This window comes from Rhizobium sp. RHZ02 (assembly GCF_014851575.1).
In the GTDB taxonomy this organism is placed as follows: Bacteria; Pseudomonadota; Alphaproteobacteria; order Rhizobiales; family Rhizobiaceae; genus Rhizobium; species Rhizobium altiplani.
In genome coordinates this window covers 134,914-151,028 of the sequence record NZ_JACUZX010000009.1, presented here as the reverse complement: position 1 = coordinate 151,028, position 16,115 = coordinate 134,914, and the positions used below count along the sequence as shown (strand labels likewise).

Genomic DNA, 16,115 nt, shown 5'->3' with positions numbered 1-16,115 from the left:
AAGCCGCCCCAGGAGGCGGCTTTTCCGTATGCGAAAACGCCTCGCGATTAACGCGAATAGAATTCGACCACCAGATGCGGCTCCATGACGACCGGATACGGTACGTCGCCGAGCGCCGGAACACGAGCGAAGGTAGCAACCATCTTGTTATGGTCAGCTTCGATGTAGTCCGGAACGTCGCGTTCAGCCAAGCCAACAGATTCCAGAACGGAAACGAGCTGCTTCGACTTCTGACGAACTTCGATGACGTCGCCAGCCTTGCAACGGTAAGAACCGATGTTTACGCGGACGCCGTTCACGGTCACGTGGCCGTGGTTGACGAACTGGCGAGCAGCGAAAACGGTCGGAACGAACTTGGCGCGATAAACGATCGCGTCAAGACGAGACTCCAGAAGACCGATCAGGTTTTCCGAGGTATCGCCCTTGCGGCGGTCGGCTTCAGCGAAGATCGCGCGGAACTGCTTCTCGCGCAGGTCACCGTAGTAACCCTTCAGCTTCTGCTTGGCGCGCAGCTGCACACCGAAGTCAGAGAGCTTGCCCTTGCGGCGCTGACCGTGCTGGCCCGGGCCGTATTCGCGGCGGTTCACCGGGGACTTAGGACGGCCCCAGATGTTTTCGCCCATACGGCGGTCAATCTTGTACTTGGACGATTCGCGCTTGCTCATCGTATTTCCTTTCAGAAAGTTAGAACGGTCTGTTGCCAAACCGCGTGAAGGAAACACGCCCTCCTTTGATCTTCTTTCGAGGATCCGACAGGATCATCCCATTACGCGAACAGGACAAATCCACGGGACATGTCAAATGAAACACCGGACATCTCTGCCCGGTGCTGGGGCGGTCTTTAGGGCGAAGTCGCTGGAATGTCAATCACAATTCCACGTTTTCGCCCGTGGCATTCGCCGACGCGGCCTACTTCGCGCTGGCCGTCTCGGTCTTCAGGCCGAGCGCGTCGCTGATCGTATAGAACAGATCCGTCTGGTCCGTCAGGCCAGTGACATTGGCAGCGCGCGGCCCGTAAGCAGCAATGCGAAGCTGCGAGCCGGTATGGCCCTGGTCATCCGCATCGTCGGAGTTGCCGTAGCTCACGGCCATCACGGCGCCGTCCTTCGTCATCAACGCTTCCGTCAAGCCCGGAGCCTTGGCGTCGGCATCGATGATCTGGCTCGCGTGCGCATGATCGGCGGTGATGATGACGAGCGTGTCGCCGGCTTCTTGCGCAAACTTCAACGCTTCCTGAACGGCTTCATCGAGATCAACCGTTTCGCCGATCTGGCCGCACGGGTTGGCGGCATGATCCTGCTTGTCGATCGACGCTCCCTCGATCTGCAGGAAGAAGCCCTTCTCGTTCGTCCTGAGCAGTTCGATCGCCTTGGCCGTCATCTGTGCCAACGTCGGGGTTGCCGACGTGCGCTTCTCGTTGGGCTTGCAGACGACCGGCTCCTTCTCGACATTGCCGTAATGGCTGGCCTTCGGGCCTTCCCAGCGAACCGGCATATTGCCCTCGGCAAACAGGCCGAGTACCGGCGCACTGTCGTTCGCCTGCTTAACGGCCTGGAGCTCGTCAAGGTTCGAGACGATCTTGTAGCCTCGTTCCTCCGCCTGCTGGCGAAGCGTCTTGTCCTTCCATTCGCCGGCCTTGGCGGTCTCGCCGAAGCTCTTTGCGCCCCCGCCGAGTGTCACGTCGGGGCGCGTATCCAGCAACTGCTCGCTGATCGAACCTTTGCCGCCGTTTTCAAGCGCGTTCGTCGGGCACTTCTCTGTGGTGGATGCCGGGCTGTAGCACTTACGCTGGGTCACGTGCGCGATCTGCACGGCTGGCGTTGCATCCTGCAGTTCGGCTGTCGAGACATTGCCTGTGCCAAGACCGGCAGCCTTTGCCTTTTCGATCAGCGTTTCGTGGCTCTTCTCATGAATGTCGACGCCGATCGCGCCGTTATAGGACTTCACGCCCGTCGCCCAAGCGGTGCCCGAGGCAGCAGAGTCGGTCACATAGGTCGGCTTGCCCGTCTTCTTTTCGAGCGAATAATGCGTGTATTGCCCGGTGACCGGAAGCGCATCGATGCCCTTGAAATACTGGCCCGCGCCGACCGCATAGTTGCGTGCGATGGTGATCTCGGAGTCGCCCATGCCGTCGCCGATCAGGAGGATGACGTTCTTCGGGCGGGTATCGATGAGCGCGGCGCGATAAGCCTCGGTGATGTCGCCGGAAAGGCGGCGTGCGCCACCGGGAGCGCTGAGATCGGCGCTTGCCGCACGTTCCAGAAGCTTGTTCGCCGCATCATCTGCATAGCCAGGCTGAACGGCAACGGTTGCAAGCAGGCCGCCGACGACAAGGCGCAGCAGCTGGTGACGAACGTTGTTTCTCATGACCGAGATCTCCTTTTGATAATCCGCATCGACCGCACGGGTCGCGCGCCTTATCCACCACCCGAATGAAGCTCTTGTGACAAAAGCAACTGCTTCGTGTGACATTAGGGATCGAGTATAAACCGGGCACATTGTCCGCGCGCTATTTGCCGTCAATTCGGCCGTCATTCCGCTGCGGAGCGCACCTCATCCACATCAGGCGCATTGGCATCGCCGGGAGCCGTCTGGCAACTCATGTCGGGGAAAGCGACGATGCGCTTGCCGGCGAAGTCCGTGTGCACGACCACAGTCCCCTGCTCCTCGAAATAGCCAAGTAGACGTCTCGCACGCCGGGCCGAGTGGGTGCCGTAAGCGCGCGCAATCCGCGCATCCGAGGGGCATGGTTCGCCACAAATTGCCGCTTTTGCCAACATCAGGAAAACACCCTGAAGATCGTCGGTGACGCCAGAAGAGAGCGACAACGCCATTCCCCAGGCCTGGGTTTCTGCGGTCGCCGCACCTACGCCGGAACGCGAAATCGCCACGCGGCGTCGGAACTCCGACAAAGACATCGGAGCGCCTGGAACCCGGCGCATGCGAAGTCGCACCAGGAACTCCTGGTAAAGCACGGAATCCGTTCGGAATCCGGAGCTCGGATCGTCCAGTATTTCGTTGAGCACCGCCGTCAGCCGCTCCTCCCGTTCCTCGACCGACAGCTCGGGCTGAGGCGCACGCGTCTCCGAAACCGGAGCCGAGGCAGCAGGAGCCGATCGCGACAACTCCGCGAGAATATCGGTGGTCGGCCGTGGTGCGGGCGCGGCGCGCCGAACGATCGGCCGCTGAAATTCTTCCGGATCCGGGGTGAAGATCAGGTCTTCGACGTCCTGCGGTGCGTCCGGCAGCGGCATGAGCTTGGGGCTCGACGAACGCGCCGAGGTCTCGACATTACCGATCTGGATCGGCAGCGGGCGGCGGGACAAGGCCGGCCCAAGCGCAACGAAATTGCCACGCTTCAGGTCGCGGAACATTTCCGCCTGCCTGCGATCCATCCCGAGCAGATCGGCAGCACGCGCCATGTCGATGTCGAGGAAGGTGCGCCCCATCAGAAAGTTCGAGGCTTCCGCGGCCACGTTCTTGGCAAGCTTTGCTAGGCGCTGCGTCGCGATCACGCCGGCAAGACCGCGCTTGCGGCCGCGGCACATCAGGTTCGTCATGGCGCCAAGCGACATCTTGCGGGCATCTTCCGAGACGTCGCCGCCGACCGAAGGCGCAAACATCTGCGCCTCGTCGACCACGACGAGAACCGGATACCAGTATTCGCGGTCGGCATCGAACATGCCGTTGAGGAAAGCGGCTGCGGCGCGCATCTGCTGCTCGATATCGAGACCCTCGAGGCTCAGAACGCAGGAGACGCGATGCTGGCGGATACGATTGGCAATACCGGCCAATTCGGCCTCGGTGCGCTCGCCGTCGACGACGACGTGGCCGAACTTGTCCGACAGTGTGACGAAATCACCTTCGGGATCAATGATGACCTGCTGCACCCACTGCGCTGATTGCTCCAGCAGACGGCGGAGCAGATGCGACTTGCCGGAGCCGGAATTGCCCTGCACCAGAAGACGGGTAGCCAGAAGCTCTTCGATATCGAGCGTGGCCGGATTGCCTCCCGACGCCGATCCCATATCGATACCAACCTGCAATGTTACATTCCTCTTTCAATCAAACACGGCGTCCTAGCAGGTTTGGCCGTGTCTTTGGCAACACGCCCGCGCAAACCCACAGAAGAAAAACGTCAGAAACTTGCCTTCAACATTCGCGTAAAGGCCAGGCTGACCGCGAGAGGTACCAGCAAGACCGCCAATCCGACCCGTAGCCCTGATACCTCCGCGATAAAACCGATCAGAGGCGGTCCGATCAGAAAGCCGGTCAGTGCCATGAAGGATAGGATCGCGACATTGGCGGCCGCCGGTCGATCCCTGAGGCTTGCCGCCGCGGTAACAGCCAGCGGAAAGCCGACCGACACACCGATCCCAACCAGTGCAAAGCCCGCCAGCGTCACCAGGCTATGCCAGGCAAAGACGACCATGAGCATGCCCACCAGCGAAGCCGCGCCGCAGCCCCGGGCCAGTGAAATCGCCCCGAGGCGCTGTTTCAGATGGTCGCCGCTGAAACGGCCCGCCGCCACCATCATGGCGAAAATCGTATATCCAATACCGGTCATCATGCCGTCGGTCTGGAAAACGTCCTTGAGATAGACGGCAGACCAGTCGGCAATCGCTCCTTCGGTCATCGTAATCCCGAAGACGAAGGCGCAGATGCCGAGCAGCGCGCTGCTTGGCAGCTTGATCGGCATATGCGGCGGCGCCGCGCCAGCTTCGCGATCGGGGGGCAGGCGGAGGCTTGCTACAATGGCAAACGGCAAAACGACGAAGGCAGCCGCCATGATCGCCCCTTCGGCCGGCGCGGCAATCGCCACCATTCCCGAACCAAGCAGGCTGCCGGCCATGATGCCTAGGCTCCAGAAGCCATGGCAGCGGTTCATGATAACAGAGCCGGTATCCTTCTCAGCACGATCGGCTTCGACATTCAGCCCAAGCTCCAACGTCGACATGGCAACGCCAAGGAGGGCAAGCGCGATGAACAATTCAACCGGCGTGCGGGAGAAGGCAGGAAGGCAGACAATCACCGAGAAAACTACAAATCCTGCGATGACTGTGGTTTTGCCGCCGATGCGCGACACCACTCGTCCGGCGACAGGCAGCGTCGTGAGGATGCCGACCGGCATGCCGAGCAGCGCCAGCGCAAGATCAGCAGGACCGAGCCCCAGACGAGCCTGGATTTCGGGAATGCGCGGCAACCAGCTGCCAAATGCAATCGGTTGCAGGAAGAAGATAGCCATAACAAGTTTTTGGAAAGACATGCGGAGCCTGGCGGGATCGATGCGAATCACAACCCTCAGTTTGCGCAGTCATCAGGTCTTGCGAAAGCCCCTATCGCATCAACGTTCGACGCGATTGCGCGGGAGCCGCCTGACCAGCCGGTCAGCCCTGCAAGCAGCCCATCAAGCCTTGAGACCAAAACCCTGCATCAGCCGCCTCGTCGCAAAATCGGGATTGCCTGAGGTGAAGACCGCAAAGTCGAAATTATCGGGATGCACGGCATCGGCGACATGCGGCACGAGGCTGCGGGCACGCCGGGCAATTGCCTCAGCGGGATCGAGCCAATCTACCGGCCAGGGCGCAAGTCGACGGAAGACGTTCGCCATGAAGGGATAGTGCGTGCAGGCGAGCACGACGATATCGGTCTTCGATCCGTCTTTCTCCACGAAGCATTGATCTATCTCGGAAAGAACAGCCTCATCCGACACCACATCACCGCGGATATAGGCCTCGGCCATTCGGGCCAGATTTTCGGACCCGACCAGACGCACATGGCACTGCTGCGCGAAGGACTGGATCAGGTCGCGCGTATAGGCCCGCTTGACCGTACCCGGCGTTGCCAACACGGAGACAAGCCCCGAGCGTGTCCGCTCGGCGGCCGGCTTGATCGCCGGTACCGTGCCGACGAAGGTCATCTGCGGAAACGCCGCACGCAGATCGGTGCCAACAAGCGTAAAGGCCGTGTTGCAGGCGATGATGCAGACTTCGGGATCATGCTCGTCAAGCAGCTTGGCGAAAATACCAATGATCCGTTCCTTCAGTGCTTGCTCTTCCCAGCCGCCATAGGGAAAGCCGGCATCGTCAGCAATGTAGATGAAGCCGCGCTCCGGCATCAGCACGCGCGCTTCCCGCAATACGGTCAGCCCTCCGATACCGGAATCGAAGACCAGAACCGGTTTCAGCTCATTCAGCGCTGCTGTCATCTTCCGACTGTTCCTTGACGTCGACGGGTGGCCGCCTCCCGCGCGGATATTTCCGCGAGAAGCGGTCGAGGGAGGAGATTACGCCGCGCAACACGCTGATTTCCTGCTCCGTGAACGCGCGACGGGAAAGGACTGCCCTGAGGTTGTCTACCATTTTCGGCTTTTTCGCGGGCGGATGGAAATAATTGCGTGCATCCAGCGCTTCTTCCAACTGGTCGTAGAGACCGAACAATTGTTCCTTCGTGGATTGCGTCTGCGACATCGCCTGGAAGGGAACGGATCCGACATCCTCCATGCCCGACTTCATCCACTCGTAGGACATCAGCAATACCGCCTGGGCGATGTTGAGCGACGCAAAGGCAGGATTGACCGGGAAGGTGACGATCTCGTCGGCCAGCGCAACCTCCTCGTTCGTGAGTCCCCAGCGCTCGCGGCCGAACAGGATGCCGCTGCCCTCGCCTGCCTGGAATTTGGCGCGCAGCGTTTGCGCCGCCACGACGGGCGACCGTACGGGCTTGAAGCCATCGCGCTCACGCGCTGTCGTTGCGTAAACGAAGTTCAGGTCGGCGATAGCTTGCTCGAGTGTGTCGTAGACCTTGGTGCCCTCGATGACGTGGTCGGCCTTCGAGGCGGCGGCCTGTGCCTTCTCGTTCGGCCAACCGTCACGCGGATTGACGAGCCTCAGTACCGAGAGGCCGAAATTCGCCATGGCCCGCGCGACCATCCCAATGTTCTCCCCCATTTGGGGTTCGACGAGAATGATTACCGGACCTTCCGTGAGAAGTTGCCGCTCGCTGTTCGTGCCTGCCATGACGCTGGATCCTTTTGCTACGGGCGGAATAGCCAAGCCGGGCCGAAACGGCAAGGGTCAACCATTCGGGTAGAGGCGATCGAGCGTCGAGCCGATCATCTCGACCCCAAAGCGCGCACCCGCATGCGACAGCGGCAAATGCCGTTCCGGTGCACTGCTGGCCTTTTGGTCGACGAAGAAGCAGTCAGACTGGCGCTTTGCGAGAAGCGTCGCACGCTCACGTTCAGCATCGATCAGTCTCATGCCATCGTTGTCACACGCGCTCCTGTCGAAATCCTTCGCCAGGATTCGCGCCCAATAGGTCGCCGCAAGAAAGATCGCGAGCGTCTGCCGTATGTGTCCTGGCCTGGTGACAACCGACCAGGTCGAACCGAGTGGGCGGGCAGCTGCAGCTATGTCCCGGTAAGCCGCATCGAGCTTCTGCGAAAGAGCGATCAGCGCGTTCGTTGCTTCGCCCGCCGCTGCGGCAGAAAGCAGCTCTTCCAATGCCGAAAACCACGTCGCCAGCGCCGTATTGAGCGCGCTGCGCGTTCGCGCAGGAAAAACGACGAAGGCAATGAACGTGCCCGCTGCAGCCCCAAGCATTGTTTCTTCGACGCGCAGCAACAGCAGGTCGACTGTCAGCGATCCCGTCATGCCATAGACTAGGCAAAGCGCAATCGATACGAAGAAGGTCATTATCGCGTAGGATGTCTGAAGAAAATAGAAGGCCAGAAAGATGGCAATCGTGGTGATTACTAGGGCAACCGCCATATGCCCCGTCAGGGCTGTTGCGAGAAACAAGCCCATCGCAATCCCGAACAGCGTCCCAAGCGAGCGTTGCAGGGCCTTCATCGCCGTATCACCACGCGAATTCGTGTTGGTGAACACCAGGAAGGATGCAAGCACCGCCCAGAACCAACGTTCGCGTGACAGCATCAGCCCGAGGGTCATTGCGATTGCCGATGCCAGCGTAATCTGCAGGGCCGCGCGGATCAGGGGATTGGCCAGCGAGAAGTCGATCTTCGCGGGAGCAGCAGTCGCTTCGGTTACGGCCCAGACTTCGGCAAATCCTGTCGAATAGCCCTTCTCGATCGTTTCCGAGAGGAGCGCTCGCGCCTCTCCCAGCCGGATCAAGGACCGAGCCGTCTTGGCCTGCAGATCATCCGATTTCTTCGCCTCCACCAGAACGGGATCGCCCTCGATGACGGCATGAACGAGAGCGAACGGCGGCAAGCTCTGCGAGCTCAGCACAATCGCACTCTCCGCGGCAAGGTGGACGTCGAACAGTCGGATCGCCAGGATTGCCGCAGGCTCGGTACCATCAAACACGCCGGACGGCGGCCGCGGAATGAACCCCTCGGCCATCAGAACGACTTCCTTCAGGCGGATTTCCAACTGCTCTAATTTGTGCGCATCCCTCGCCGTCATTCGCCCAACGGAGGCGAGCGTCGCGATCTTGAACAGGATCTGGTTGATGCGACCGCGCACACTTTCGAGTGAGCGCAAGAGATCCGGGCGCCAATCATCGGGGAGGACAAGAGAGCGCACGACATGCCCGATCAATGCCGGGACGATGGGCCCCATTGCAATCAGCGGAAGCTCACCAAGCGGGGGGCGGAAATAGGCACCCATGAAATAGGAGGTGAAGGCGAACATGCCGATTGCGTGTCCGCGTGGCCCGAACACTCGCCCGGCAGCAGCAAGAAAGATGATGATGAGAAAGGCCACATCCGAAACGATGCGATTTGATTCCAGGGCCGCGGCAAGGCCGACGACACAGACACTTGCGGCACAGCCGAGCAAGCGTGTCACGAGTTGCGGTGCGCTCCCCTTGTCCTTTACCGCGACGCCACCCTCGATCGACAGGACAAGCCCCAACCCATATGCAGCGGTCGGAAGCGGAAGCAGCAGCCTGTCGATTGCCAATAGCACCCCGAACGAGAGCGCCATTGTCAGCGTCACGCGCGACGCCATTCGCAAGCGCGAGAGCGCCGGGTCGTTGGCGAGAAGCCAGTCGCGGAAATCAAAACCGGAAAGCAAGCAGCCCTGGCCTCTCATTCAGCCCCCGACAGCCAATGGCCGAGGGAATTTCTCGACACACCGAGGACGGCCCCATCACCCGAAGCGACCGCCCTTCAACAACGAAAACGTAGCACACAGGCTTCGTTGGAAAAATGCAGTCCGCGCTTCACTGACCTTTGGCGATCTGCACCATCGTATTCTTGAGCGAGTTCGCCGGTTGCCCGGGATCGCCCTCGGTGACGATGTCGTCGATAACAGGCTTGCCGGCTTCTTCAAGCATCTCGAATCGAACGGTCGTCACCGCCTGCTTGTCCGATCCGTCGTCCATGCAGGTCGCCTTCTTGAAGGTGACGACGACCTCCGTCGCGCCACCGGCGGTCGGCTTCGGCTCATAGGTCAAATCTTCGAGTGGACACGCATCCTCACCATTCACGATCACATCGTAGTCGAAGGGCGAGACACCATCTTCGTCAGCAGCCGGGTTCTGGATCGCTGCCTGGTATTTCGTCACGAAATCCTTGCTGTAAAGCCGCGATAGCTTGCCCGGATCAAAGATGTCGATCCAGTCGCTATCTGCCCCCGACCAGTTCTTGATCGTCGCATCCATGATCTCCTTCACAGGCGCGGTAACGTCGGCGGCAAGCATCGGCGAGGTCGAACCGAGCAGGATCGCGAGGACAAGGGGAATCTTCTTCATGGCGAATATCCGGGCAATGGTTTTGCGCCGGAGACTAGCCATTTTCCTCCGCTTGGCAATGGCCGCAAAAACGCTGCCGCATCCTGCTTCCGGCTTTGCACTCCCGGTCCACAATGCTATAGCGCTCGGGATTTTTATATCACCCACCCGGGACGTCGGTCCCTTCCAAGCTTAACGAGGCAGATACATGAAGAAGATCAAGGTCGCCAATCCCGTCGCCGATCTCGACGGCGATGAAATGACTCGCATCATTTGGCAGCTCATCAAGGATAAGCTGATCCATCCGTATCTCGACCTCGAGATCGATTACTTCGATCTTTCCGTTGAAAACCGCGACGCCACAAATGACCAGGTGACGATCGACGCCGCCAACGCCATCAAGAAGCACGGCGTCGGCATCAAGTGCGCGACAATCACGCCGGATGAGGCACGCGTCAAGGAATTCAACCTCAAGCAGATGTGGAAGAGCCCGAACGGCACGATCCGCAACATCCTCGGCGGCGTCATCTTCCGCGAGCCGATCATCTGCAAGAACGTTCCGCGCCTGGTTCCCGGCTGGACGCAGCCGATCGTCGTTGGCCGTCATGCCTTCGGTGACCAATACCGCGCGACCGACTTCAAATTCCCGGGCAAGGGCAAGCTGACCATCAAGTTCGTCGGAGAAGACGGGCAGGTCATCGAAAAGGAAGTCTTCGACGCCCCCGGCGCCGGCGTTGCCATGGCCATGTACAACCTCGACGAGTCGATCCGCGAATTCGCCCGCGCTTCGATGATGTACGGCCTGATGCGCAAGTGGCCGGTCTACCTGTCGACCAAGAACACCATCCTCAAGGCCTATGACGGCCGCTTCAAGGACATCTTCGAGGAAGTCTACGAGACCGAGTTCAAGGACCAGTTCAAGGAAATCGGCATCACCTACGAGCACCGCCTGATCGACGACATGGTCGCTTCGGCGCTGAAGTGGTCCGGCGGCTATGTCTGGGCATGCAAGAACTACGACGGCGACGTCCAGTCGGACACGGTTGCCCAGGGCTTCGGTTCGCTCGGCCTGATGACCTCCGTTCTGCTTACGCCGGATGGCAAGACGGTCGAAGCCGAAGCCGCACACGGCACGGTTACCCGCCACTACCGCCAGCACCAGAAGGGCCAGGAAACCTCGACGAACTCAATCGCCTCGATCTTCGCCTGGACCCGCGGCCTCGCCCATCGTGCCAAGCTCGACGACAATGCGGAACTCGCAAAGTTCGCAGCGACGCTCGAAAAGGTTTGCGTCGACACCGTCGAAGCCGGCTTCATGACCAAGGACCTGGCGCTGCTCATCGGTCCGGATCAGCCGTGGCTCTCCACGACTGCCTTCCTCGACAAGATCGATCAGAACCTGCAGAAGGCGATGGCGTAAGCCAAGACCAATATCCGAATGGACGGCGGGGATTTCCCCGCCGTTTTCGTTTCAAGGACAAGCAAAGGGAACAAGAGGATGACCATAACAATCCGTCCGCTGCAACCATCCGACCGGGCCGCCTGGGAGCCTCTGTGGGCCGGCTACCAGCGCTTCTACGAGGTTGTTATCCCGCCCGAGACGACGAACCTGACCTGGAGCCGATTTCAAGATCCAGGCGAAGACATGCACGCGCTTGGCGCCTTCGACGACAGCGGCCGCCTTGTCGGTATCGTTCATGCGATTTTCCACCGTTCGACCTGGCTGCCGAAATGGACCTGCTATCTTCAAGACCTCTATGTCGACGACACGCAGCGCGGTCTCGGCACAGGTGCGGCTCTCATCGATGCCGTGGCGGATCTTGCCCGCGCGAATGGGGCTGGCCGGCTCTACTGGATGACGCATGAAACAAACGCCACCGCCAGAAGACTCTACGACAGGATCGCCGAACGATCCGGTTTCATCCAATATCGCAAGCCGCTGTAGATAGTTAGGGCCTTTGCGCCGGACCTCTCTGTCCTATGTCCCTGATGGCGGACTTGATACGCTGCATTCAGCAAACGAGGAGGAGTTCATGGCAGACGAACTGGTATTTTATACGAACCCCATGTCGCGCGGCCGCATCGCCCGCTGGATGCTGGAAGAGACAGGCGTACCGTACAAAACAGAGATCATGACCTTCGGCGGAACGATGAAGGCGCCTGAATATCTCGCCGTCAACCCGATGGGAAAGGTCCCGGCCATCAGGCACGGAAAAACGATCGTGACTGAGTGCGCAGCGATCTGCGCCTACCTCGCTGAGACCTTCCCCGAAGCCGGGCTCGCTCCAACATCAGATGAACGCGGCAGCTACTACCGCTGGATGTTCTTTACCGCCGGACCGCTGGAGGCAGCGGCGACCAACAAGGCATTGGGCTTCGAAACGCCACCAGACAAAGCCCGGATGGCGGGATATGGCAGTTTCGCCGACGTGATGAACGCGCTTGAAGGCGCCGTCAGTGCCACACCTTACGTTGCCGGCAATCGTTTCACGGGAGCCGATGTTTACGTCGGCTCCCATATTGGCTGGGGCATGAGCAGAGGTACGCTTGAAAAGCGCCCAGCGTTCCTCAACTATCTCGGCCGCATCTCCGATCGCCCGGCCTACAAGCGTGCCACCGCGATCGATGACGAAGCCATGAAGGCTGCCCAGTAGAAACAGGTCGCTCAGGCAAGCGGCATGTAGATATCGGTCAAGAGCTCGGTCGGCGGCACCTCACGTGGGTTGTTGAGGTATTCCTCAAACATCACACTGTCGCGAAGCTGCCGACCCGAGGCGGGCAACCATTCCGCATAAAGCCACTGGTAGGCCTTGTGCATGTCTGCATAAGGCCCCTTGTGACGCAGTACGGCATACTCGCCTCCGTCGAGCATCCGCGCTTCGAACGGCGTCGTCGCGACAACCTCGCCGTCCGTAGTCACACATGCGATCGAGCGCAGCTTCTCGGACGGCACGATATCGGGATCATCCAGATAAACACCGATCATCCGCATCGTCGGCTTGGCAAGCCCGCGCGCATAGAGCGTGCCGAACAAGGTCTCGAACGCCTTGCCGATCTGCATGAACGAGCCGGTGTGCGGCACTCCGAGCAATTGAATTGGCTCAATCTTCCGTAGGGTAACGTCGAACATCGCTGCAGTCTTTCCGTTAGGTGAGGGTTCAAAGGCTTTATGGCTTCCCTCTTTCCTGTACTGACCTAACGGCATGCCATAGACCGATTTGAAGATACGGTTAAAAGACTGGAGGTTGGGATAGCCTGATCGCTTTGCTATCTCCCCGACAGAAAGATCCGTGCGAACCATGTCCCCGGCCGCACGATGCAGCCTTAATCGCTTGACTGTCGCCGCGAGTGTCTCGCCGAAAATCGCGCGATAGATCCGATGCCAGTGGTAGCTCGACATGCAGGCGATCCCGGCAAGTTTATCCATGTCGAGTTCTTCGTCGAGATGATCATGGATATAGGCTGATACCCGTCTGAGACGGTTCTCGTAGAGCGCCCATGCCGTTTCGCCGTTCATTGTCAAAACCTCCTGCAAATCGATCGGCTGCAGAAAACCATAGCCCGGTTTGACAAATCCTGCGGACTTTGGCGAATCCGCAAAGAAAAAGGCGGGGACCAGCCCCGCCTCTCTAAGACCTTTACAAACTTCAATTCGCTCAGCTTGCCAGTGCGACCGCAACGGCCTCAATGGCTTCATCAGCCTTCGTCCCATCCGGACCACCGGCCTGGGCCATATCGGGACGACCGCCGCCACCTTTGCCCCCAAGAGCCGCCGACGCAACGCGCACGAGATCGACGGCGCTGAACCGGCTCGTCAGGTCCGGGGTCACGGCAACCACTGCGCTCGCCTTGCCGTCTTCGGCGACGCCGATCAACGCGACGACGCCGGAACCGAGGCTTGCCTTGCCATCATCGGCCAAGCCCTTGAGCTCCTTGGGATCGACGCCGGAAATTGCCTTGCCGAGGAACTTGACGCCGGCAACATCACGAACCGCATCGGCAGGGCCGCCCTGCCCTCCGCCCATCGCAAGCTTGCGTTTGGCATCGGCCAGCTCACGCTCGAGCTTCCGGCGTTCGTCCACCAGCGCCTCAACGCGAGCAAGAACATCCGCCGGCTGCACCTTCAGCGACGTTGCGAGCGATTTGACGCGCTCGTCCTGCTCCGCCAGGTATTCGCGCGCAGATTCGCCGGTGACCGCCTCGATACGACGCACGCCGGCGCCTACCGCGCTTTCGCCAAGAATGCGGATCAGCCCGATCTGCCCCGTCGCGCCGACATGCGTGCCGCCGCAAAGTTCGATCGAATAGGCCTTGCCGGCCTTTGCGCCACGCACGCCCTGGCCCATGGCCACAACGCGAACTTCGTCACCGTATTTCTCGCCGAACAGCGCCATTGCGCCTTCCGCGATCGCGTCATCGACGCTCATCAGGCGGGTCGTGACCGGCGAATTCTGCAACACGATCTCGTTCGCCATGTCCTCGACGACCTTCAGCTCGTCGGCCGTCATCGGCTTTGGATGAGAAACGTCGAAGCGCAGGCGCTCGGGCGCAACCAGCGAGCCCTTCTGAGCCACATGCGTGCCCAACACTTCGCGCAGCGCCTCGTGCAGCAAGTGGGTGGCGGAGTGGTTCGCGCGCAGACGCGAACGGCGCGCATGGTCGACCGTCAACGCAACCGGCTCGCCGGCCTTCACTGTGCCCTCGACAACAGTGCCGATGTGGACGAAGAGGCCCTCGCCCTTCTTCTGGGTGTCGGTGATTTCAACCTTCGCGGTATCGGAGGTGATGACACCGGTATCGCCCATCTGGCCGCCGGACTCGCCGTAGAACGGCGTTTGGTTGACGACGATCTGAACCTTGTCGCCGGCCGACGCAGCATCGACCGCGGCACCGTCCTTCACGATGGCCTGAACAACGCCTTCTGCGGTCTCAGTGTCGTAGCCGAGGAACTCGGACGCGCCGTGCTTTTCCTTGAGTTCAAACCAAATCGTCTCGGTAGCCTTGTCGCCGGAGCCGGCCCAGTGCGAGCGCGCCTCGGCCTTCTGGCGTTCCATGGCGTCCGTAAAGCCTGATATGTCGACGCCGATTTCGCGGGCGCGCAGCGCATCCTGCGTCAGATCGAGTGGGAAGCCATAGGTGTCGTAAAGCTTGAACGCGGTTTCGCCGTCGAGCATGTCGCCCTTGCCGAGCGTCGTCGTTGCATCGGAAAGCAGTGAAAGACCACGCTCCAGCGTCTTGCGGAAGCGAGTTTCCTCCAGCTTCAGCGTCTCGGAGATCAGCGATTCCGCACGCACCAGCTCCGGATAGGCGCGACCCATCTCCTGAACGAGTGTCGGCAACAGCTTCCAGATCATCGGTTCCTTGGCACCCAGGAGCTCGGCGTGGCGCATTGCGCGGCGCATGATGCGGCGAAGCACGTAGCCGCGGCCTTCGTTGGACGGCAACACGCCATCGGCAATCAGGAACGCAGAGGAGCGCAGGTGGTCGGCGATGACACGGTGGCTCGCACGGCGCTCGCCCTCGGCCCTTACACCCGTGACCTCCTCGGAAGCCTCGATCAGGGCACGGAACAGGTCAATGTCGTAGTTATCGTGCTTGCCCTGCAGAACTGCCGCGACGCGCTCTAGTCCCATACCGGTATCGATCGACGGACGCGGAAGGTCGATGCGCTCTTCCTTCGTGACCTGCTCGTACTGCATGAAGACGAGGTTCCAGATCTCGATGAAGCGGTCACCATCTTCCTCCGGCGAACCGGGAGGGCCGCCCCAGATATGAGCGCCGTGGTCGTAGAAGATTTCCGAGCATGGGCCGCACGGGCCGGTATCACCCATCGCCCAGAAATTGTCGCTGGTGGGAATACGGATGATCTTCTCGTCCGGCAGGCCTGCGATCTTCTTCCAGAGGTTAAAGGCCTCATCATCCGTGTGATAGACGGTGACCAGCAGCCGCTTGGCGTCGAGCGCAAATTCCTTGGTGATCAGGTTCCAGGCAAGTTCGATCGCCCGCTCCTTGAAGTAATCGCCGAATGAGAAGTTGCCGAGCATCTCGAAGAAGGTGTGGTGGCGTGCGGTGTAGCCAACGTTATCAAGGTCGTTATGCTTGCCGCCGGCGCGGACGCACTTCTGCGCGGTCGAGGCCGTCTTGTATGGACGCTGCTCCAGACCGGTGAAAACGTTCTTGAACTGCACCATGCCGGCATTGGTGAACATCAGCGTCGGATCGTTGCGCGGCACCAACGGGCTCGACGGAACGATTTCGTGGCCGTTCTTCTTGAAGTAGTCGAGGAAGGTCGACCGGATATCATTCACACCGCTCATGCTATGCCCTTCAATGCTGCCGGAAGGCAGGTCAAAACTTAAATCCAGTGGCTTTTATCGCTCGCCTTAACCACTGTCCAGCAGACAAACAAAACCGGC

At 60.3% G+C, this 16,115-nt stretch carries 13 protein-coding genes; 3 read left to right on the top strand and 10 right to left on the bottom strand.

Features of this window, described 5'->3' with window-relative positions:
- Window positions 1-47: 47 nt before the first annotated feature.
- The 8 genes from rpsD to IB244_RS16080 all read right to left on the bottom strand — a co-directional run bounded on the left by rpsD (window position 48) and on the right by IB244_RS16080 (window position 9,720).
- The gene (gene rpsD, locus IB244_RS16115) at window positions 48-665 is read right to left on the bottom strand and encodes a 30S ribosomal protein S4 (RefSeq protein WP_025661699.1); all 618 of its coding nucleotides are present in this window, start codon (window positions 663-665) and stop codon (window positions 48-50) included.
- 244 nt (window positions 666-909) lie between these two features.
- Entirely contained in the window at window positions 910-2,367 is a 1,458-nt protein-coding gene (phoA, locus tag IB244_RS16110) for an alkaline phosphatase (RefSeq protein ID WP_018854865.1), read from the bottom strand.
- Window positions 2,368-2,531: 164 nt separating this feature from the next.
- Window positions 2,532-4,046 (bottom strand): ATP-binding protein, encoded by a 1,515-nt coding sequence (locus tag IB244_RS16105; RefSeq protein WP_192304800.1) that lies wholly within the window; start codon window positions 4,044-4,046, stop codon window positions 2,532-2,534.
- A 92-nt stretch (window positions 4,047-4,138) separates the two neighbouring features.
- The gene (locus tag IB244_RS16100; RefSeq protein ID WP_192304798.1) at window positions 4,139-5,266 is read right to left on the bottom strand and encodes an MFS transporter; all 1,128 of its coding nucleotides are present in this window, start codon (window positions 5,264-5,266) and stop codon (window positions 4,139-4,141) included.
- A gap of 141 nt (window positions 5,267-5,407) precedes the next feature.
- The gene (murI, locus tag IB244_RS16095) at window positions 5,408-6,208 is read right to left on the bottom strand and encodes a glutamate racemase (protein ID WP_192304796.1); all 801 of its coding nucleotides are present in this window, start codon (window positions 6,206-6,208) and stop codon (window positions 5,408-5,410) included.
- A complete protein-coding gene (locus IB244_RS16090) occupies window positions 6,189-7,019 on the bottom strand; it encodes an RNA methyltransferase (RefSeq protein ID WP_018854861.1) in 831 nt (276 codons plus the stop codon). The genes murI and IB244_RS16090 overlap by 20 nt, the downstream gene beginning before the upstream one ends.
- 57 nt (window positions 7,020-7,076) lie before the next feature.
- A complete protein-coding gene (locus IB244_RS16085) occupies window positions 7,077-9,059 on the bottom strand; it encodes an FUSC family protein (protein WP_192304794.1) in 1,983 nt (660 codons plus the stop codon).
- Between the two features lie 130 nt (window positions 9,060-9,189).
- On the bottom strand, window positions 9,190-9,720 hold the full coding sequence (locus tag IB244_RS16080) for a hypothetical protein (RefSeq protein WP_029867446.1): 531 nt from the start codon (window positions 9,718-9,720) through the stop codon (window positions 9,190-9,192).
- Window positions 9,721-9,907: 187 nt separating this feature from the next.
- Between IB244_RS16080 and IB244_RS16075 the strand changes: the two genes are divergently transcribed.
- The 3 genes from IB244_RS16075 to IB244_RS16065 all read left to right on the top strand — a co-directional run bounded on the left by IB244_RS16075 (window position 9,908) and on the right by IB244_RS16065 (window position 12,353).
- On the top strand, window positions 9,908-11,119 hold the full coding sequence (locus IB244_RS16075) for an NADP-dependent isocitrate dehydrogenase (RefSeq protein WP_018854858.1): 1,212 nt from the start codon (window positions 9,908-9,910) through the stop codon (window positions 11,117-11,119).
- A 78-nt stretch (window positions 11,120-11,197) separates the two neighbouring features.
- The gene (locus IB244_RS16070; RefSeq protein ID WP_169680265.1) at window positions 11,198-11,644 is read left to right on the top strand and encodes a GNAT family N-acetyltransferase; all 447 of its coding nucleotides are present in this window, start codon (window positions 11,198-11,200) and stop codon (window positions 11,642-11,644) included.
- 88 nt (window positions 11,645-11,732) lie between these two features.
- Window positions 11,733-12,353 carry a glutathione S-transferase family protein gene (locus tag IB244_RS16065; RefSeq protein WP_192304792.1) on the top strand — a complete coding sequence of 207 codons (621 nt, stop codon included), beginning with the start codon at window positions 11,733-11,735 and terminating at the stop codon, window positions 12,351-12,353.
- Between the two features lie 11 nt (window positions 12,354-12,364).
- On the opposite strand, the gene IB244_RS16060 is transcribed toward IB244_RS16065, so the two are convergent.
- Window positions 12,365-13,216 (bottom strand): GyrI-like domain-containing protein, encoded by an 852-nt coding sequence (locus IB244_RS16060; protein ID WP_192304819.1) that lies wholly within the window; start codon window positions 13,214-13,216, stop codon window positions 12,365-12,367.
- Window positions 13,217-13,355: 139 nt separating this feature from the next.
- Window positions 13,356-16,016, bottom strand: a complete 2,661-nt coding sequence (gene alaS, locus IB244_RS16055) for an alanine--tRNA ligase (RefSeq protein WP_113471531.1) — start codon at window positions 16,014-16,016, stop codon at window positions 13,356-13,358.
- Window positions 16,017-16,115 lie beyond the last annotated feature (99 nt).

Coding starts and splice junctions, on each gene's coding strand:
- rpsD (WP_025661699.1), bottom strand. CDS start 665: ATGAGCAAGCGCGAATCGTCCAAGTACAAGATTGACCGCCGTATGGGC.
- phoA (WP_018854865.1), bottom strand. CDS start 2,367: ATGAGAAACAACGTTCGTCACCAGCTGCTGCGCCTTGTCGTCGGCGGC.
- IB244_RS16100 (WP_192304798.1), bottom strand. CDS start 5,266: ATGTCTTTCCAAAAACTTGTTATGGCTATCTTCTTCCTGCAACCGATT.
- murI (WP_192304796.1), bottom strand. CDS start 6,208: ATGACAGCAGCGCTGAATGAGCTGAAACCGGTTCTGGTCTTCGATTCC.
- IB244_RS16090 (WP_018854861.1), bottom strand. CDS start 7,019: ATGGCAGGCACGAACAGCGAGCGGCAACTTCTCACGGAAGGTCCGGTA.
- IB244_RS16085 (WP_192304794.1), bottom strand. CDS start 9,059: ATGAGAGGCCAGGGCTGCTTGCTTTCCGGTTTTGATTTCCGCGACTGG.
- IB244_RS16080 (WP_029867446.1), bottom strand. CDS start 9,720: ATGAAGAAGATTCCCCTTGTCCTCGCGATCCTGCTCGGTTCGACCTCG.
- IB244_RS16075 (WP_018854858.1), top strand. CDS start 9,908: ATGAAGAAGATCAAGGTCGCCAATCCCGTCGCCGATCTCGACGGCGAT.
- IB244_RS16070 (WP_169680265.1), top strand. CDS start 11,198: ATGACCATAACAATCCGTCCGCTGCAACCATCCGACCGGGCCGCCTGG.
- IB244_RS16065 (WP_192304792.1), top strand. CDS start 11,733: ATGGCAGACGAACTGGTATTTTATACGAACCCCATGTCGCGCGGCCGC.
- IB244_RS16060 (WP_192304819.1), bottom strand. CDS start 13,216: ATGAACGGCGAAACGGCATGGGCGCTCTACGAGAACCGTCTCAGACGG.
- alaS (WP_113471531.1), bottom strand. CDS start 16,016: ATGAGCGGTGTGAATGATATCCGGTCGACCTTCCTCGACTACTTCAAG.